The sequence below is a fragment of the Streptomyces sp. NPDC030143 genome (genome assembly GCF_055573695.1).
The window spans coordinates 1-18,970 of record NZ_JBVIAY010000029.1; the positions used below are offsets into that span (position 1 = coordinate 1).

General features: G+C 72.5%; 14 protein-coding genes and 1 pseudogene. 7 read left to right on the top strand and 8 right to left on the bottom strand.

The window, feature by feature from the left end; translation table 11 throughout:
* Positions 1–395: 395 nt before the first annotated feature.
* Both ACZ4YY_RS32820 and ptsP read left to right on the top strand, forming a co-directional pair.
* Positions 396–845 carry a PTS sugar transporter subunit IIA gene (locus tag ACZ4YY_RS32820; protein WP_468298563.1) on the top strand — a complete coding sequence of 150 codons (450 nt, stop codon included), beginning with the start codon at positions 396–398 and terminating at the stop codon, positions 843–845.
* A gap of 79 nt (positions 846–924) precedes the next feature.
* A complete protein-coding gene (gene ptsP, locus ACZ4YY_RS32825) occupies positions 925–2,595 on the top strand; it encodes a phosphoenolpyruvate--protein phosphotransferase (RefSeq protein WP_468298565.1) in 1,671 nt (556 codons plus the stop codon).
* 83 nt (positions 2,596–2,678) lie between these two features.
* Here ptsP and ACZ4YY_RS32830 read toward each other — a convergent pair whose 3' ends face one another.
* Together ACZ4YY_RS32830 and ACZ4YY_RS32835 are read right to left on the bottom strand one after the other, a co-directional pair.
* Positions 2,679–3,581, bottom strand: coding sequence for a hypothetical protein (locus tag ACZ4YY_RS32830; protein ID WP_468298567.1), 903 nt, complete (start codon positions 3,579–3,581; stop codon positions 2,679–2,681).
* Between the two features lie 150 nt (positions 3,582–3,731).
* The gene (locus ACZ4YY_RS32835; RefSeq protein WP_468298568.1) at positions 3,732–5,699 is read right to left on the bottom strand and encodes an acetoacetate--CoA ligase; all 1,968 of its coding nucleotides are present in this window, start codon (positions 5,697–5,699) and stop codon (positions 3,732–3,734) included.
* Positions 5,700–5,911: 212 nt separating this feature from the next.
* On the opposite strand from ACZ4YY_RS32835, the gene ACZ4YY_RS32840 reads away from it, so the two are divergent.
* Entirely contained in the window at positions 5,912–8,290 is a 2,379-nt protein-coding gene (locus ACZ4YY_RS32840; protein ID WP_468298570.1) for a glycoside hydrolase family 31 protein, read from the top strand.
* Here the strand turns inward: ACZ4YY_RS32840 and ACZ4YY_RS32845 are convergent.
* Positions 8,281–8,817: an NUDIX domain-containing protein gene (locus ACZ4YY_RS32845; protein WP_468298572.1), complete on the bottom strand. Its 537-nt coding sequence runs from the start codon at positions 8,815–8,817 to the stop codon at positions 8,281–8,283. The genes ACZ4YY_RS32840 and ACZ4YY_RS32845 overlap by 10 nt on opposite strands.
* A gap of 18 nt (positions 8,818–8,835) precedes the next feature.
* Entirely contained in the window at positions 8,836–9,744 is a 909-nt protein-coding gene (locus tag ACZ4YY_RS32850) for a M15 family metallopeptidase (protein ID WP_468298574.1), read from the bottom strand.
* 160 nt (positions 9,745–9,904) lie between these two features.
* Here ACZ4YY_RS32850 and ACZ4YY_RS32855 point away from each other — a divergent pair, with 160 nt between their 5' ends.
* The 4 genes and pseudogenes from ACZ4YY_RS32855 to ACZ4YY_RS32870 all read left to right on the top strand — a co-directional run.
* Positions 9,905–10,330, top strand: a complete 426-nt coding sequence (locus tag ACZ4YY_RS32855; RefSeq protein WP_468298661.1) for a Zn-ribbon domain-containing OB-fold protein — start codon at positions 9,905–9,907, stop codon at positions 10,328–10,330.
* Positions 10,327–11,517, top strand: coding sequence for a lipid-transfer protein (locus ACZ4YY_RS32860; RefSeq protein WP_468298576.1), 1,191 nt, complete (start codon positions 10,327–10,329; stop codon positions 11,515–11,517). Before ACZ4YY_RS32855 ends, ACZ4YY_RS32860 begins: the two co-directional genes overlap by 4 nt.
* A 154-nt stretch (positions 11,518–11,671) precedes the next feature.
* Positions 11,672–13,354, top strand: a complete 1,683-nt coding sequence (locus ACZ4YY_RS32865) for an EAL domain-containing protein (protein ID WP_468298578.1) — start codon at positions 11,672–11,674, stop codon at positions 13,352–13,354.
* 242 nt (positions 13,355–13,596) lie between these two features.
* Positions 13,597–14,156 (top strand): annotated as a pseudogene (locus tag ACZ4YY_RS32870) (FGGY-family carbohydrate kinase); the annotation flags it as partial.
* A 172-nt stretch (positions 14,157–14,328) separates the two neighbouring features.
* Here the strand turns inward: ACZ4YY_RS32870 and ACZ4YY_RS32875 are convergent.
* From ACZ4YY_RS32875 to ACZ4YY_RS32890, 4 genes are all read right to left on the bottom strand, one after another.
* A complete protein-coding gene (locus ACZ4YY_RS32875) occupies positions 14,329–14,934 on the bottom strand; it encodes a GTP-binding protein (protein ID WP_468298580.1) in 606 nt (201 codons plus the stop codon).
* A gap of 71 nt (positions 14,935–15,005) precedes the next feature.
* Complete coding sequence (locus ACZ4YY_RS32880; protein ID WP_468298582.1) at positions 15,006–15,401, bottom strand: DUF742 domain-containing protein; 396 nt, start codon at positions 15,399–15,401, stop codon at positions 15,006–15,008.
* Between the two features lie 9 nt (positions 15,402–15,410).
* Complete coding sequence (locus ACZ4YY_RS32885; RefSeq protein ID WP_468298584.1) at positions 15,411–15,842, bottom strand: roadblock/LC7 domain-containing protein; 432 nt, start codon at positions 15,840–15,842, stop codon at positions 15,411–15,413.
* A complete protein-coding gene (locus tag ACZ4YY_RS32890; protein ID WP_468298586.1) occupies positions 15,839–18,736 on the bottom strand; it encodes a sensor histidine kinase in 2,898 nt (965 codons plus the stop codon). Before ACZ4YY_RS32890 ends, ACZ4YY_RS32885 begins: the two co-directional genes overlap by 4 nt.
* Positions 18,737–18,970: the final 234 nt, after the last annotated feature.

Below are 18,970 nucleotides of genomic sequence, written 5' to 3' on the forward strand. Positions count from 1 at the left end.
CAAGGAACGGACGCTTCCTTTGTACTCACCCGAGAGACTCTCTCAGGCTTTCCTCCGGGCGCTTCCCTTCGGTCTTGCGTTTCCGACTCTATCAGTGTTTTTCCGCCTCTCTGACCATCCTTCCGCAGACATGCGGAAGCTGAGCCGGAGAGAGGATCTGACAAGTTGGTTGCTGCCCGGTTCAGCGCGCTTGTTCGCGTCGCTCACCCTCAAGCAGGAGTACGACTGTACACGGGGCCGCAGAGACCGTGCAAATCCACTAGGGTAGTGGTCTAGACCACGGTCGGGGCACTCGTGCGGAACCGGTACTTCGTCTGACATACCCTGCTGCACAGCGCGCCGTCCGGGAGTCGTAATGACGGCCCTGTACATCTCCATCCCCCGGGAGGTTTCCCATGACCACCGTGACGTCCCCGCTGGCAGGACGCGCCATCGGACTGGCCACTGTGCCGGATCCGGTCTTCTCCGGGGCCATGGTCGGCCCGGGCACGGCGATCGACCCGGTGCGCGAGCCCTCCGAGGCGGTCGCACCCGTGGACGGAGTCATCGTCTCCCTCCACCCGCACGCCTTCGTCGTGGTCGACGCCGAGGGGCACGGCGTGCTCACCCACCTCGGGATCGACACCGTCCAGCTCAACGGCGAGGGCTTCGAGCTGCTCGTGAACAAGGGCGACACGGTCACACGGGGCCAGGGCATCGTGCGGTGGAACCCCGCAGCGGTCGAGGAGGCCGGCAAGTCCCCGGTGTGCCCGATCGTCGCGCTGGAGGCCACGGTCGACTCCCTTGCCGACCTGCGTGAGGACGGCGACGTGAAGACCGGCGACGTTCTCTTTTCCTGGAACTGACACCGACGCCGTCGTGAAGACGGCACGCAGGACAACCATCGCGGCGGCGCGACCCGCCGCACTATCGGAGACGGGTGAGATGGAGACAACGCTGCGAGGCGTCGGCGTGAGCCACGGTGTGGCGATCGGCGAGGTTCGGCACATGGGAACGGCGGTGCTCGAACCGCCCGCCAAGCAGATCCCGGCGGAGGAGGCGGAGCGTGAGCAGGGGCGCGCCCGACAGGCCGTGGAGGCTGTGGCAGCCGACCTGATGGCGCGCGGCAACCTGGCGGGGGGCGAAGCCCAGGCGGTGCTCGAGGCGCAGGCCATGATGGCCCAGGACCCCGAGCTGATGGCGGACGTGGAGCGCCGTATCGCTGTCGGCAGCACGGCCGAGCGTGCCGTGTACGACGCGTTCGCCGCCTATCGCGAGCTGCTGGCGGGGGCCGGTGAGTACCTCGCCGGCCGGGTGGCGGACCTCGACGACGTGCGGAATCGTATCGTCGCCCGTCTGCTGGGCGTGCCAATGCCGGGTGTGCCGGACAGTGACGAGCCGTACGTGCTGGTGGCCCGGGACCTCGCGCCGGCCGACACGGCTCTGCTGGACCCGACGCTGGTGCTCGGCTTCGTCACCGAGGAGGGCGGGCCGACCAGCCACAGCGCCATCCTGGCGCGGGCGCTCGGTGTGCCGGCCGTCGTGGCCCTGCCGGGTGCCGGTGAGCTGGCGGAGGGCACGATGATCGCCGTCGACGGCAGCACCGGTGAGATCTTCGTGAACCCGGACGAGGACAAGAAGGCCCGGATGCGGGCCGCGGCCGCTGAGCGCAAGGCGGCGCTGGCCGCCTCGACGGGGCCGGGTGCCACCGCCGACGGTCACAAGGTGCCGCTGCTGGCGAACGTCGGCGGGCCGGCCGATGTGCCGGCTGCCGTGGAGGCGGGCGCCGAGGGCGTCGGGCTGTTCCGTACCGAGTTCCTCTTCCTCGACGACAGCAAGAACGCGCCGTCCGAGGAGAAGCAGGTCGAGGCCTACCGGCAGGTGCTCGAGGCGTTCCCCGAGGGGCGTGTCGTGGTGCGGGTGCTGGACGCGGGTGCGGACAAGCCGCTGGACTTCCTGACCCCGGCGGACGAGCCGAACCCGGCGCTGGGCGTGCGCGGTCTGCGCACGCTGCTGGACCACCCGGAAGTCCTGCACACCCAGCTGACCGCGCTGGCGAAGGCCGCCGAGGGCCTGCCGGTCTACCTCGAGGTGATGGCCCCGATGGTGGCGGACCGTACCGACGCCAGGGCGTTCGCGGAGGCGTGCCGGGCGGCCGGGCTGCGGGCGAAGTTCGGTGCGATGGTGGAGATCCCGTCGGCCGCGCTGCGCGCCCGTTCGATCCTTCAGGAGGTCGAGTTCCTGTCGCTGGGGACGAACGACCTCGCGCAGTACACGTTCGCCGCGGACCGGCAGGTGGGTGCGGTGTCCCGGCTGCAGGATCCGTGGCAGCCCGCGCTGCTGGACCTGGTCGCCCTGTCCGCCGAGGCGGCCAAGGCCGAGGGCAAGAGCTGCGGTGTGTGTGGCGAGGCCGCTTCCGACCCGCTGCTCGCCTGTGTGCTGACCGGTCTGGGCGTCACCTCCCTGTCCATGGGTGCGGCGTCGATTCCGTATGTGCGGGCGACGCTGGCGAAGTACACGCTGGCGCAGTGCGAGCGGGCCGCGGCGGCCGCGCGGGCGACGGACAGTGCCGAGGAGGCGCGCAGCGCCGCCCAGGCCGTGCTGTCCGGTGAGTGAGTGAGTCCAGGGGTCGCACCGCGCCGGTGATCGGCTCGTGAGAGGGGCGCTCCGCCTTCGGGTGGGGCGCCCCTCTCGTCGTGTCAGTGGCGGTGGGCGGAGGCCGGTCCCCCGTGCTCGTCCGGGAAGAGGTCGGGCGGGGCGCAGTAGTCGACGCCCGACTCGGGGGAGATGAGGTCTCCGGATTCGACGTCGGTGCAGTAGGCGTCGAAGACCTCGCCGGCCGTCAGGGGTTGCAGTTCGTCGCCGCGCAGCCGCCAGCCGTAGATCTGGTCGGGTGTGCCCTGGACGGTGGTGCGCATGACCAGGCCGCCGGGTCCCTGGGTGGCGAGGCCGAGGGCGAGGACGGTGGTGAACTCGAGGACCTCGGCATCGTCGAGCGGGATGGTGCCGCTCGCCGTCTCGTCGGCGTGGAGGACCGCGATGAGCGTTTCGGGTGTGCCGGTGACGCTGCAGACGAGGTGCCGGTCGCCCGCGGGCGCTGTGTCGAGGATGCGGGCGAGGAGGGCGGAGGCGCGGGCGAAGGCCGCGCGGCCGATGTCCTCGCCGCAGGTCGCGCAGGCGCCGAGGCGGGCCAGGAGTGTGGCCGCGTACTCCCAGGTCGCCTGGCGGACGGCCTCGTCGACGAGGGCGGGCACGAGGTCGGAGAGGGGTTGGCCCTCGTAGGGGAGTGTGGGTCCGGTGGTCGCGAGTTCGGCGGTGAAGCGGGAGCGGTGGGCCGGGACGTCCGGGTCGAGGCCTTTGGCGGTGCAGAACTCGGCGTACTCCTGGGGGTCGAAGAGGGCGATGGTGGTGTGGATGCCCTGGAGGGCTCGGGTCTTCAGGAGCGCCTCGACCTGCTGGAGGTAGGTGGTGTGGTCGTCGAAGGTGAAGCTGCGGTAGCGCCGCATGGCACGGAAGTCGTGCTCGTCGGTGAGCAGGCCGATGGTGCCCGCGATCTCACGGCGCAGCACGCGTCGCATGGTCTGGTGGTCGGTGTGTGTCATGTTTTCCCCCTGTGCACACAGTCGATCAATGCTCACTCACAGTAATCGACGGCACTGACAACGCGGCGAGTGGCACGGGCCGGGAAGCCGACAGCGCCGGTTCGTGCTGGTCGAGGGGGTGGCGCTGCCGGCGGGAGCGGGAACAGGCTGTCAGGCCCGCTTGTGTGCGAGTTCCTCGTAGAAGTGCAGCAGGTCCAGGTTGTCGATGGATCCCGGGTTGACCGCCTTCTCCAGGGGGGTGCCTTGGAGGAGGCGTTTGACGGGGACCTCGATGCGCTTGCCGGTGAGGGTGTGCGGGATTCCGGGGACTTCGATGATCTCGTCGGGGACGTGGCGCGGTGAGAGCTGTTCGCGGATGGCCTGCTTGATGCGGGCGAGGAGGGCGTCGTCGAGGACGGCTCCGGGTGCCAGGTGCACGAAGAGTGGCATCCAGTAGCCGCCGTCGGGCTGTTCGATGCCGATGACGAGGGACTCCCTGATCTCGGGGAGCCGTTCGACGACTTCGTAGATGTCGGCCGATCCCATGCGGACACCCTGGCGGTTGAGGGTGGAGTCGGAGCGGCCGTGGATGACGACGGAGCCGCGGGAGGTGACGGTGATCCAGTCGCCGTGGCGCCAGACGCCGGGGTAGGTGTCGAAGTAGCTGTCGTGGTAGCGGCTGCCGTCGGGGTCGTTCCAGAAGTGGACCGGCATGGAGGGCATGGGGTTGGTGACGACCAGTTCGCCGACCTCGTCGATCACCGGCCGGCCGTCCGGGTCCCAGGACTGCAGGTCGGTGCCGAGGCCCGGTGCCTGGAGTTCGCCGAGGTACACGGGGAGGGTGGGGACGGCTCCGGCGAAGCAGGAGCAGACGTCGGTGCCGCCGCTGACGGAGGCGATCCACAGGTCGTCGCGGACTTCGTCGTGCAGCCAGCGGAAGCCGTCGGGCGGCAGCGGGGAGCCGGTGGTGGCGACGCATCGGACCGTGGAGAGGTCGAAGTCACGGCCTGGGTGGACGTCCGCCTTGCGGCAGGCCATGACGTAGGCCGCCGACGTGCCGTAGAGGGTGGCTCCCGTGCGTTCGGCGACGCGCCACTGGGCGGCCGTGTCGGGGTAGCCGGGGCTGCCGTCGTAGAGGACGACCGTGGTGCCGGTGAGGAGGCCGGAGACCAGGAAGTTCCACATCATCCAGCCGGTCGAGGTGTACCAGAAGAGACGGTCCTCGGGGCCGAGGTCGCAGTGCAGGCCGAGCTGCTTGAGGTGTTCGACGAGGATGCCGCCCTGGGACTGGACGATGGCCTTGGGCAGGCCGGTGGTGCCGGAGGAGTAGAGCACCCAGAGGGGATGGTCGAACGGGACCTGCTCGAAGACGGGCTCCGCGTCCGCGGCGGTCAGGGCGGACCAGTCCAGGGCTCCCTCGGGCGCCTCGCTGCCCAGGAGGGGGATGTGCACCACGGCGCGCAGGGTGGGCAGCTCTCGGCGCAGTTCGGCGACGACGGCGCGGCGGTCGTGCTCCTTGCCGCCGTAGCGGTAGCCGTCGACGGTGAACAGGACGACGGGCTCGACCTGCTGGAAGCGGTCGAGGACGCTGCGGGCGCCGAAGTCGGGGGCGCAGGAGGTCCAGACGCCGCCCACGGCGGCCGTGGCGAGGAGGGCGACGACGGCCTGCGGGATGTTCGGCAGGTATCCGCTGACCCGGTCTCCGGGGCGGACGCCCAGGGAGCGCAGTTCGGCGGCGAGGGAGCCGACCTGGCGGCGCAGCTCGGACCAGCTCACCGGGCTTGGGGCGTGGGTCTCGTCGACATGGAGGAGGGCGGGTTCGTCCGCACGGGTGGCGCCGGCGCGCAGGGCGTGCTCGGCGTAGTTCAGCGTCGCCCCGGGGAACCACTCGGCGCCGGGCATGGCCCGGTCGCCCAGCACGCGCGTGCAGGGGGTGGAGAACCGTACGTCGAACCACTGTGTGACGGCCTTCCAGAACGTCTCGAGGTGGTCGACGGACCAGCGGTGCAGGGCCGGATAGCCGCCGTCGGAGGGGGCTCCGTGGTGTTCGGCGGCCCAGGTCTGGAACCTGCTGATCTGGGCCTGTGCGATGCGCTGCGGATCGGGCCGCCAGAGCGGCTCGGGGTTCTCGGTCGGCATGGGGCGGCTCCCGGACTGTGCGCGTCGTGTGCGTCGTCCGCGCACGTGCGGGGTGTGCGCGTGACACGGCTGACACGGACGATGCCATGTGATCGACTTCCGCACCAGGGCGTGCCCCACACAGTCCCTGTCGTGAAGATGTGGTCCCACCACGGGTGAACGGAAGTTGAACGACACGCGCGCGGGGAGCGGCGAGTGGCAGGGTGAGCAGCATGGACGGTCGTGACCTGGTGCGTTCGATGAAGGTGGTCGGTTCTGCGGGGGCTGCCCAGGGGTTGCGGACCGTACGGGCCGCGTGGCGCAGGAGGCGTGCCGACGCCACGGGGCTGCCGGCGCGGCGGGCCGAGCGGGCGCGGGTGCCGGGCACGGTGCGGGAGGTGGAGCCCGGGCCGGGTGGCGGGACGATCCGCTTCGGCCGTTCGGAGCTGCGGATCCATGTCGGCGTGAACGGGGCCGTGTTCTGGGGCTGGGACGGGGTCGGTCCGGAACCGTCGTACGCGCTGGCCGGGCGGTGTCCGGAGGCGGATCCGCGGGCGGTGCTGGAGCCGGACAAGGACGGTGGCTGGCGGGTCGTGGCCGAGCGGGTGACCGTCGTGGTCTCGCGGCACGGGGCGATCGAGGTGCTGACGCCGGGTGGCGTGGCCTTGAGACGGGATCTGCCGCCGCGGTGGTGGGAGCCCGAGGGGGGTGGCCCCGGGCGGTGGATGCAGCGCTCCGAGGTGGCGGCCGACGCGCGGTTCTTCGGGCTGGGGGGACGGGCGTCGGGGCCGCGGTTGCGGGCGGGGACGTATCGGCTGTGGAACACGGATCCGGGGCGGGCGTTCGGTCCCGGGGACGATCCGCTGTACCTCACGATGCCCGTGCAGGTGGTGGTGGCCGACGCGGCCACCCACCTGGCCTTCCACGACACGTCCTTCGACGGCACGGTGACGCTGCGGGAGGGCGAGGAGGGGGCCGGGTCGGGGCACGACCGGCCCGGTGTCTCCGAGCTGCGGATGGAGGGCGGCCCGCTGCGCTGCTGGGTGATGGTGGGCACCCCCGCGCGCGTGCTGCTCGCGTGGGCCTCGCTCACCGGGGCGCCGGCACTGCCTCCGGCCTGGGCGCTCGGTCATCACCACGCGCGGTGGGGCTTCGGCAGCGAGCAGGAGGTGCGGCGGATCGTGGCGGGCTACCACGAGCACGGGCTGCCGCTGGACGCCGTGCACCTGGACATCGACCACTATGACGGGCACCGGGTGTTCACGGTCGACCAGGAGCGGTTCCCCAAGCTGCCGGTGCTCGCCGAGGAGCTGCGGCGGGACGGGATCCGTCTGGTGTCGATCGTCGATCCGGCGGTCAGGGCGGAGCCGGGTGACGCCGTCCACGACAGTGGGGTCGCCGAGGACGTGTTCGTGCGGGACGCCTCGGGGCGGCTCGTGGAGGGGGTGGCGTGGCCGGGCGAGGTGGTCTACCCCGACTTCACGCACGCGCGGGTGCGTGCGTGGTGGGGGGATCTGTACGCGGAGCGGATCGGGCAGGGGTTCTCGGGTTTCTGGCACGACATGAACGAGCCCACGTCGTTCACGGCCTTCGGGGAGTCGACGCTTCCCAGGTCGGCCCGGCACGCCCTGGAGGGGCGGGGCGGCGACCATCGGGAGGCTCACAACGTCTACGGGCTGTGCATGGCCCAGGCGGCCTACGAGGGGGTGCGGCGGCTGTCGCCCGAGGAGCGCCCGTTCGTCTTCTCCCGTTCGGGCTGGGCCGGCCTGCAGCGGTACGGCGGGACGTGGTCCGGTGACGTGGCGACGGGGTGGCCCGGTCTGCGGGCGTCCCTGTCGTCGGTCATCGGTCTGGGGTTGTGCGGGGTGCCCTACTCGGGGCCGGACGTGGGGGGCTTCGACGGCAGTCCCTCGCCCGAGTTGTATCTGCGGTGGTTCCAGCTGGGCGCCTACATGCCGCTGTTCCGTACGCACGCGAGCCTGCGGGCGGGGCGCAGGGAGCCGTGGGAGTTCGGCCCGCAGGTGTTGGAGCACGCGCGTGCGGCCCTCCTGGAACGCAGGCGGCTGCTGCCGTACTTCATGACGCTGGCGCATCTGGCACGGCGTACGGGAGCTCCCTATGTGCGGCCGTTGTGGTGGGGGGCGCCCGAGGACCGTGCGTTGCGGGACTGCGAGGACGCGTTCCTGCTGGGTGACGCGCTGCTGGTGGCGCCGGTGCTCGACCCGGGTGCGGACCGGCGTGCCGTGCCGTTGCCGCGGGGGCTCTGGTACGACACGGCGACGGGGAAGGCGTACACGGGGCCGGGGCAGGTACTCCTCGAGGCGCCTTCGGCGCGGATCCCGGTGCTCGCGCGCGCGGGTGCCGTCATACCGGTGCAGGGGCGGGACGGTGGTCTGGAGCTGGAGGTGTGGGCGCCTGCCCCGGGCCGGGCGGGGGGCGGTCTGGTGGTGCAGGACGCGGGTGACGGCTGGGACGATCCCGAGATCGAGCGGTACGTCGCTCGCTGGGCGGGGGGCCGGGGCGTCGTCGTCGAGCGGGAGGGTGAGGACGGCGTGCGCGAACCGTCCCACCCTGTGCGCGTACGCGGGCTCGGCGGGCCCGCTCAGACGTAGCGGCCCTCGAAGAACGCCCGCACGGCGAGTGTGTGGAGCGGGAAGGCCAGCTCCTCGGGCCTGCGCAGGAGCTGCCAGCCCTCGGTCTCGTCGGTGGCGGCCGAGGTCGGCAGGCGGTCGGCGGGCCGTTCCGGCAGGAGGCCGAAGAGCAGGAGGTGGCCGTCGGGGGAGCTCATGGCGTCGGCGAGGCGCACGTCGCGGCCGGCGACCTCGATGCCGGTCTCCTCCTCGAGTTCACGGACGACGGCCTGCCGCCAGTCCTCGCGGTCGTCGATGTAGCCGCCGGGGAGTGCGATGCCCCCGCGCGCGGGCTCGACGGTTCGGGTGACGACGACCAGGGCGGTGCCCTTGGTGTCGTAGACGGGCTGGAGCGCGACGGCGACCGGCAGGGGGTTGCGGTAGGCCACGGCGGCGCAGGCCGGGCAGGTGCGGGGCCAGCCCGTGACGCCCTCCCCGTAGGGCGCTCCGCAGCTCGAACAGTGGGAGTCGCGGGGGGAGTTGGAAGTGGGGTGCTGAGTTTCGGACACGCGGCGGACTGTATCCGATCATGGGAGGACGTCGTACGGGGGTGCCCAGGGGGAACCGGTGAGCGATGCGGTGGAGACGGGGAAGTCGAAATACGTGTCCGGGTACGGCTCGGGTCGGAAGGTGTAGTGCCACCATTCCTCGGCGAGGTTGACGAAGCCGCGGCCTTCCAGGGTGCTCTTGAGGAGCAGGCGGTGGGCGCGTTGCTCGCCCTGGACGCGTGGGTCGAGAGTGTGGCTGAGGGTGTCGAAGCAGTCGAAGGCAGTGCCCATGTCGACGGAGTTGTCCGGGAAGCGCTCGGCCTGCGGCGCGTGGCACGGCACGAGGGGCCGGCCGGGGGCGTGGGGCCCGGTCGGTCGTGCCGGGAGCTTCACGAGGGTGACGTCGAGGGTCGAGCCGCGGCTGTGGCCGGACTTCTCGGCGATGTAGCCGTCCGCGAACAGGCGGGACTTGTCGACGTCGGGGTAGAACTCCCCCTTCATCGCCTGGTCGTCGAGGTCCTCGGCCCAGCGGACGAAGTGGTCGACGGCGCGCTGCGGCCGGTAGCAGTCGTAGACCTTGAGGGTGTATCCCTGGCGCAACAGCTTGGTCTGGGCCTTGTGGAGGGCTTCGGCGGCCGGGCGCGTGAGGATGCACAGCGGCCGGCGGTAGCCGTCGATGCGGGTGCCGACGAAATTGTGCGGGGTGGAGTAGCGCATCTCCTGGAGGATCGTCGGGTCCACGCTTCTCAGGGCGACGAAGTCTGCCGGGGCGTGGGGTTCGGTGTCCGTCCGGGCGTGGGGTTCGGTGTCCGTCCGGGCGGGGGGTTCGGTGTCCGTCCGGGCGGGGGGTTCGGTGTCCGTCCGGGCGGGGGCGGTGGCGGCGGTCACGGCCAGCAGGGCGGCGAGCGCGGTGAAGACACCGCGTGCGGCACGGGGAAGGCGTGTCATGTCTCCTGCGTCTATCAGGGCCGGAGGCCGTCGGGGAAGCGATCGCCCGGCGTCCGTTCCCGGGTCGGTGGCCCTGCCCATTTCGCGAGGGGCGTGCCACACTCCTGACGTTCCGTCAGATACAGACCGGGGAGGCACCTTGTCGCGAACACGCACACCTGTGGTCACCGGGTGGTTCACCGGGGACGGGGACGGGTTCAGGCTGCTCGGAACGCGCTGTTCCGCGTGTGGCGCGGTCTTCTTCCCCCGCGAGGACGCGCACTGCCGCAATCCGGGCTGCGCGGGCGGCGAGCTGGTGGAGGTGCCGCTGTCCCGGCGCGGACGGATCTGGTCGTTCACCGACTGCCGCTACCGCCCTCCGTCACCCTATGTGACCGATCCGGAACTTCCGTGGGAGCCGTACGCGTTGATCGCTGTGGAGCTGGAGGCAGAGCGGATGGTGGTGCTGGGACAGGCTGTTCCCGGGGTCACGACCGCGGGGCTGACGGTGGGCATGGAGGTGGAGGTCGTGCCCGGCGTGCTGTACGAGGACGCGGGGACGACCTGGACGACCTGGCACTGGCGGCCTACGGGGGTGCGGGGATGACGGCGGAGGTGGCGGTGCTCGGCGCGGGGATGCACCCGTGGGGCAAGTGGGGGCTCGGCTTCGTCACGTACGGCGTGGCGGCGGCCCGTGCGGCCCTGGCCGACGCCGGCCTCGACTGGCGGGACGTCGGTTCGATCGTGGGCGCGGACACGGTGCGTGGCGGCTATCCGGGACATGTGGCGGGGGCGACGTTCGCGAAGGCCCTCGGATGGCAGGGCGCCAGGGTCACGAGCGTGTACGCGGCGTGCGCGTCGGGGGCGCAGGCCATCGGGGCGGCGCGGGCGCAGATCCTGGCGGGGCTGGCGGACGTCGTGCTCGTGGTGGGGGCCGACGCCGCTCCCAAGGGTTTCTTCCGTCCGGCCGGCGGGGAGCGGCCGGAGGACCCGGACTGGCTGCGGTTCCGGGTGCTGGGCGCGACGAATCCGGCCTACTTCGGGCTGTACGCGCGGCGGCGCATGGCCGAGCACGGGGACACACCGGAGGACTTCGCCCAGGTCAAGGTGAAGAACGCCGCGCTGGGGGCGCTGAACCCGAACGCCCGCTACCGCAGACGGGTGACCGCCGAGGAGGTCGCCGCGTCGGCGGTGGTCGCCGATCCCCTGCGTCTGCTGGACATCTGCGCGACCTCGGACGGCGGGGCGGCCCTGGTGCTGTCCAGCATGGGGTTCGCACGCCGGCGGGGGGTGACGGATCCGGTGCGGATCCGGGCGGTGGCCACGGTGTCGCCCCGGTATCCGCAGACCGTGCTGGACCTGCCGGACATCGCGACGGACTCGGCCGCGGCGGCGGAGCCGTCCGGGGAGACGTTCCGGGCGTCGATCGCCGCCGCCGCGTACGAGGAGGCCGGCATCGGGCCCGAGGACCTGTCGCTCGCCGAGGTCTACGACCTGTCCACGGCACTGGAGTTGCAGTGGTACGAGGATCTCGCGCTCTGCGGACAGGGCGAGGGGGCCAAGCTGCTGCGGGAGGGAGTGACGGCGCCGGGCGGTCGCACGCCGGTGAACACGAGCGGCGGGCTGGCATCGTTCGGGGAGGCGGTGCCGGCGCAGGCGATCGCCCAGGTCTGCGAGGTGACCTGGCAGCTGCGGGGCCGGGCGGGCGACCGCCAGGTCAGCGGCGCGCGGGTGGGCATCACGGCGAACCAGGGGCTGTTCGGCCACGGATCGGCGGTGGTCGCCGTGCGCTGAGAGACGGAGAGGGGGCTCGGTGGGCGGTCGTGAGGAGGGGGCTCGAACCCCACCTGGCCCGGCATGCCGTGATGTTCCGTGACCTGACCGGAACCCTGCGTGAACGTCTCATGAACTGCGCCTCGGCGCGCGCCGGCGGGGCCATCATGCTCCCGTGCACTCCTGGACGGATACTCTCCGCTTCGCGTTCCAACCGGTGGTCAACCTCACCACCGCGGGAGTGGCGGGTCTGGAGATACTCGCCCGCCCGGAGACGGGTGACGTCCTCGCGGAGGCCCGGCGGGATCCCGAACTCGACGGCCGGCTCGCCGTGTCGGCGGTGCGGGCGGCAGCGTGCAAGGAGACGCTGTTGCCGCTGCACGTGAACGTGTTCGCTGGCACCCTGGCCGACCTCGGCGGACTCACTCCGCTGCACGAAGCCGTACGGGAGGCGGGGCGGCTGCCCTGGGAGGTGACGCTGGACGTCGTACCGCCGTACACGCATGTGCCGCGGACCGCGCTGGTGGAGGCGGTGGCCGCCCTGCGCGAGCAGGGCTTCCGGATCAGTGCGGACGGCGTCGGGGACGGGGACGTGCCGCTGCGGCTGCTCGTGGACCTGGCCCCGGACGTGGTGAAGCTGGACGCGTCCCTGCTGGCGCGTCCGGCTGCGGTGCGGGCCATGCGGACGCTCTGCGACGAGCTCGGAGCGCTGCTCGCCGTGGAGGGGGTGGAGACGGAGCTGCAGTGCGCGGCCGCGCGGTCGGCCGGGGCACAGCTCGCGCAGGGCGTCCTGTTCGCGCCGCCGGCGCGGCTGCCCACTGCCGAGGTGTATGTGCCGCCGCGTTCGCCGGGCACCGCGCCGGTGTCCCGGACGGGGCCCTCGGTGCGGGAGTTCGTCCGGCCGGCCGCGCTGCTGCCCGCGGGCGCCTCCGCGGGGCAGGTGCGGGCCCTGCTCACCGGGTCGCCGGACGTGTCCGGGGTACTGCTGGTGGACCGGGCGGGCATGCCCGTGCGGTCCGTGCACCGCTCGCGTTTCCTGCTGTCGATGTCCGGGCGCTACGGGCATGCCCTGTACGCCGACCGGCCCGCGGCCAAGCTCGGTGATCCCCCGCGCACGGTGGGCGTCGACGCCACGGCGTGGGAGGTGCTGGACGTGGTCGCCGTCGGGGACAGGGGCCGGACCTCCGACGATGTGGCCGTCGTGGACGACCACGGGCGGTGCGTGGGCGTCGTCCGGCTCGCGGACCTCGTACGGGCGCTGGCCGAGACGCGCGTCGAGGAGGCGGCGGGACTCAATCCGCTGACACGGCTGCCCGGTTCGGACGCGATCACGGTGGAGGTGGACCGGCGGATCACCGACGGGCGGGCGTTCGCGCTGAGCTGGCTGGACGTCGACCACTTCAAGCAGGTCAACGACGGTGCCGGCTTCGCGGCGGGGGACGAGCTGATCCGGTCCGTGGGGCGGGCACTGCAGGTCGCCGCCACCGGGGCCGCACGGGTGGGGCACATCGGCGGGGACGACTTCCTCGTCCTGGCCGACCCGGAGGACATGGATCCGCTGGCCGCCGCGGTGCTGGACGCACCCTGGTCGGCGGGCGGGCGCCCGGTCACCCTGTCGCTGGCCACCGTCGTGTGCCCGCCGGGCGGTGTGTCCGACCACCGTCAGGCGGCGGCCTGTCTGGCACCGCTGAAGAAGGCCGCCAAGGCGCTGGGCGGGGCCAGTTGGGTGCTGGGGCGTGCGGGGCTGCCGGGGCACGAGGTGCGGCGGGGGGGTGCTGCCGGCGGCCCGGACGGAAGCGGAGGTGGTGGGGGCGGAGCCGGGATCGGGGTGAGCGCGGGCGGACGCCGACCCGCGTGACCGGTGGTCGGCGTTCCGGTCCCTTCGGCCCTCCGCCGTCGCCTCCGGTGGCTCCAACCGTTGTCGCCGGCCTCCTTGACGGCCTCCGGGTGCCGGTGAACACTTCCCGGTGTCGGCCGACATCGCCGTACGTTCACGGCGTATCCAGGCACTGTGCCCTGCGGTCCCACCGGCCCCAGGGCCACTCCCCCGCAGGCGATTCGGCTCGGACGGCCCGCTCGTCACGGACGCCGGGCGGGGCGCGGGACCAGCTCGGCATCATCCGCACGGCGGACGAGATCGAGACGCTGGCGGCGAGTGTCGAGGACAACGGCGGCGCCTACGTCTGCCCGCGTTCTCGGGCCTGTTCGCGCCGTACCGGCGCTCCGACGCGCGCGGGATCGTCACCGGGCTGACCCGGTACGTCACGAGGGCCCACCTCGCGCGTGCGGTGCTGGAGGCGACGAGCTGGCAGACGCGGGAGGTCGTCGACGCGATGTTCCAGGACTCCGGGGTGCGGATCACGACCCTGAAGGTGGACGGGGGCATGACGAAGAACGACCTGCTGATGCAGCACCAGGCGGACGTCCTCGGGGTGCCCGTGATCCGGCCCCGGGTCTCCGAGACGACGTGCCTGGGCGCGGCCTACGCGGCCGGGCTGGCCACCGGGGTGTGGCAAGACCTCGACGAGCTGAACGCGCACTGGGAGCGGGACGCCGAGTGGACGCCGTCGATGGAGGCGGCGGTGCGCGACCGCGAGTACCGCAACTGGCGCCGGGCCGTGGAGAAGAGCTTCGGCTGGGTGCAGGACGGGGACGGCTGACCCACGCGCGCGTGCGGGGCGCGTCCGGACGCCACGGGGGCGTACGGAGCACGGACCGCACGCGCGCGTGCGGTCCGTGTGTGTGCGGGCCGGGCGGCCCGCGCGCGCCGGTGTCGCCCTTCGGGCCACGGCCCGCACCCCGGTCGGCGGGGGTGCGGGCCGTGCGCGGCGCTCAGGTGGTGACCGTCTGGCGGCGTTCGGTGCCGAACTCCATGGCGTGCTCGACGACCCCGACGAGGACGTCCCTGACCGACCGGCGGTCGCGGGCGTCGCACAGCACCACCGGGACGTCGTCGTCGAGGTCGAGGGCGCGCCGTACGTCCTCGACGGGGTAACGGGCCGCGCCCTCGAAGCAGTTGACGCCGATGACGAACGGTATGGAGCGGCGCTCGAAGTAGTCGACGGCGGCGAAGCAGTCCTCCAGGCGGCGGGTGTCGGTGAGCACGACGGCGCCGAGGGCGCCTTCGGAGAGCTCGTCCCACATGAACCAGAAGCGCTCCTGGCCGGGTGTGCCGAACAGATACAGCACCAGGTCCTCGCGCAGCGTGATGCGTCCGAAGTCCATGGCGACGGTGGTGGTGTGCTTGCGCTCGACGCCCGTGGTGTCGTCGACCGGGCGGCCGGCCTCGGTGAGGAACTCCTCGGTGCGCAGCGGTCTGATCTCACTGACGGCACCGACGAGGGTGGTCTTGCCCACGCCGAAGCCGCCGGCCACCAGGATCTTGAGCGTGACGGGCTCGACCGGGGGCTTGCCGCGCTCAGAACGCCCGAAGATCATCGATGTCTTCTCCTGCTCGATGGGGGGTCGTGGGGGTGATGGGCCGTGGCCTCACCTCGCTTCCGCGCCGCTCACAGCGCTCGGAGGCCGTTGATCACGTCGCGCAGAATACTCTCGTCCGGCAGTTCGGCCGGGGGTACCGGCCGGTTCACATGGACGAACTCGGCGTCCACGAGATCGCCGACGAGCACCCGGACCACGCCGATGGGCAGGTCGAGTTCCGCGGCGAGTTCGGCGACCGACTGGGGGGCGTCCCGGCACAGGTCCACGATGTCCACGTGCTCCGGGGAGAGCGACGGGTCCGCTTCCGGGTCGTCCGCGTGGGGTTCGGCGACGACGACCGCGATCAGGTCGAGACGGTGCTGGACCGCGCTGGTGGTGCGGCCGCGCGTCATGGCGTACGGACGCACGACCGGTCCGGCCTCGTCGTCGAACCAGTGGCTTCTTCCCTGACCGTCTGTGCTCATGCCACCCCACTACCCGCCCGAGGGCAGATCGGTACGCGGGGCGGTGCCCAGGTGTGTGCCGACCCGCTTCACCAGGAGGGTCATCTCGTAGGCCACGAGTCCGACGTCCGAGTCGGCGTCCGCCAGGACGGCGAGGCAGCTGCCGTCACCCGCGGCGGTGACGAAGAGGAAGGCCTCGTCGAGTTCGACGACGGTCTGGCGCACGGTGCCGGCCTCGAAGTGGCGGCCGACGCCCTTGGCGAGGCTGTGGAAACCGGAGGCCACGGCGGCCAGGTGCTCGCTGTCCTCCCGGGTCAGGTCCCTGGACACCCCCGTCGGCAGTCCGTCGCCGGAGAGCACGACAGCCTTGCGGATGCTGGCGACGCGGTCGACGAGCTCGTCGAGGAGCCAGTTCAGTTCGCCGTTGCCGTTCGTGTGGCCGGTCGCCTTCGGTGCGGTCATCGACCGTCCCCCTTTGTCGTTCCTCGTGGTGCTGTGCCGCTGGGGGCGTCTTCGCCCGCGGCGTTCTCTGCGCGGCCGCGCTGCCAGCCGCGCTGGAGCGAGGCCATGCGGCTGCGTACTTCGTCGGCGTCCCGGTCGGTCGGGTCCTTTCGGTCCTCGGCGCGCGGGTCGGGTCCCTGGCGCAGCTGCGGGGCCAGGTTCGCCTGCCGTACGCGCCGCGGGAGCGCCCCCGTCGGGAAGCCGGTGTCCTGTGCCGTCCCCGGGGTGCCGGCGGGTCCGCCGGCGCCGCCCTGCGGGTGCCCTGCCGGGCCCGCCGGCAGACTGCCCGGGCGTTGTCCCGGATCGTCGTGGCGGGGGCCGACCGGGGCCGGACGCGACCGTCGGGGCAGCAGCGGAGCCCGGGGCGTCTCGTCGGCGCCGGGTTCGGGGCGGTCGGCGGCGGGTTCGGGGCGGTCGGCGGCGCTGTTGCGCGGGATCTGCGCCGTCGTGCCGCGTCGGCGGGAGGGCAGCGGCGGCGGTGTGCCGTCCTGCGGCCGGCCTCCGCCAGGCCAGGAGGGGTCGTCGGCCGCTTCCGTGCGCCGCGGGCGCTGGTCGGTGACGGGCCGGCCGTGCGAGCTGACCAGCTTGGGGGTGCGACGGCTCGGCAGGGGTACGGGGGCGGCCGGGTCGGCGGGCGTCTCGCCGCGGACCTCGGGCAGGTGGCCGTGATGGTCGGCGACGCCGGTGGCCGGTGCGTCCTGCGGGCGGCCGAGGGAGCGGCGCGGGCGGAACAGGCCGTCCTGGTCGGCGTCCTCCTCGTCGAGGGGCGTCGCGAAGGCGTCGAGGGCGCCCAGGCCGACGGGGGCCTCCAGTTCGACCGGGCCGTCCAGCAGCGCGGAGGGGGCTCCCGGGTGCGGGCCCGCTGCCGGGGAGAGCACGTTCCTGCGGCCCTCGGCGGCCTCGCCCTCCTTCGGGGGCCGGGGGCGGTCGAGGCGGAAGCCGATGCCGTTGGTGTCGGGGACGTCGTCGGTCAGCAGCGCGTCGGGGATGAAGACGACGGCGGTCGTGCCCCCGTACGGGGAGGGCTGGAGGGAGACGCGGACGTTCTGCCGCTGGGCGAGCCGGCTGACCACGAACAGCCCGAGCCGGTCGGTGTCGGAGAGTTCGAACTCCGGCGTCTCGGCGAGCCGGAGGTTGGCCTCCAGGAGCGCTTCGGGGGCCATGCCGAGGCCGCGGTCGTGGATCTCCAGGGTGAAGCCGTTGGCGACCCGCTCGCCCAGGACCTGGACGGCGGTGTGCGGCGGGGAGAACACCGTGGCGTTCTCCAGGAGTTCGGCCACGAGGTGGGTGAGGTCGGCGACGGCCGGGCCGGTGACGGCGATGCGCGGCAGGCGGCGCACCTCGATCCGCTCGTAGTCCTCGACCTCGGCGACGGCGGCGCGCACGATGTCCATGAGCTGGATGGGCTTGCGCCACTGGCGTGAGGGCGCGGCGCCGGACAGGATCACCAGACCCTCGGCGTGCCGGCGCATGCGGGTGGTGAGGTGGTCGAGGCGGAAGAGGTCGGCGAGTTCCTCGGTGTCGTCGGTGCGGCGTTCCATGGTGTCGAGCAGAGTGAGCTGCTTGTGCAGCAGGACCTGGCTGCGGCGGGCGAGGTTGACGAAGACCTCGGAGACGCCGGCGCGCAGTTCGGCCTGCTTGACGGCGGCCTCGACGGCGGCGCGCTGGAGGGTGTTGAGGGCCTGGCCGACCTCGCCCATCTCGTTCTTGTCGTACTCCAGGTGCGGTACCTCGGTCTCGACGTCGACCTGTTCGCCCGCGGAGAGCCGGCGCATCACGCTGGGCAGGCGCACGGCGGACGCCTCGTGGGCCTCGACCCGGAGTTGGCGCAGGTCGCGGATGAGTGCGCGGCCGATGCGCACGGACAGCACCAGCGAGACGAGCAGGGCGATCAGACCGAAGACGCCGGCGACCACGGCCTTGACGATGACCTCGATCGCCACGGGGCGGACGCGGTCCTGGTAGCGGTCGTTCGCCTGCTCGTCGAGGGTGCCGAGTTCGTCGAGGACGTCGGCGGCGGCGGTGTCCCAGGACTTGGCGGTGACGCCACGGGGGAGGTCGCCGGGCGAGGCGGAGACGACGGCCTGTTCGGCCGTGCGCAGCGGGGCGGTGGTGGCGTTCTTCCAGAAGCGCTCGTAGCGTTCGCGTTCCGCCACGGGCAGTTGGGCGAGGTTGATGTCGTAGATGATGTCGCGCTGGGCCTCGAGGTCGGAGACCGCGCGGATCTCTGCCTGCGTGAGGTGGCCCACGACCAAGGCGGAGCCGAGCAACGCGTCCTCCTGGGAGAGGAGTTCGCGGGCGCGGGCGACGCCGACGAGGGCCCGGTACTGCTTGTCCATCTCCACGCTGTCGACGACGTCCAGGGTGGACAGCAGGGCGTAGCAGGGGTCGATGAGCCGGTTGTAGAGGTCCAGGGCCTGCGCCCGGGTGACGGTGCCCTCCTCGACGCCGGTGCGCAGGGAGTCGACGCCGTCGAAGGCGTCGAGCACCGCGGTCAGGCCCTCGCCGTCGTCCGGGTCCAGGACGTCGCGGACGTCGGGGTCCTCGGCGTTGGCGCGGATCTCGGCGAGCGCCTCGTCCGTGGCGGCCCGGGTGCGGCGCAGCGCGGACAGCGCGTTGGAGGCTCGGGGGTCGGCGAGGTAGACGAGGGTCTGGCGGCGCTCCTGCTGCACGACGCGGACGGTGTCCTCGACGGGGTAGCCGACCTTCTCCACGAGGTGCGACACGGTGAACAGGCGGCTCGCCTCGCGGCCCGTGAGCACGGTGGCGAAGCCCCAGACGGCGGTCAGGGACACCAGCGGCACGAGAAGAAGCGCCACGATCTTCCGGCGGATGGACTTCCCGCGAAAGCGCATGGTCTCCCCCAGCTCGAACCCCCGGCGACCGGGGGTACGCATGTGCGTCAACAAACGGCGCGAGCCTACTACCGACGCAACCGTAACTCGAAGACCGGTCCGGAACCTGAACGTCCGTATGGGCTTCCCGTCGGGGGGAGTTGTCCGGCCATTGGCGGAGATTGCCGCCCGGGAAACGGGTTTGCGGAGCGGGCCGGATCCGATCGACCCCATTGAGGAGTTGGCCAGATTTTT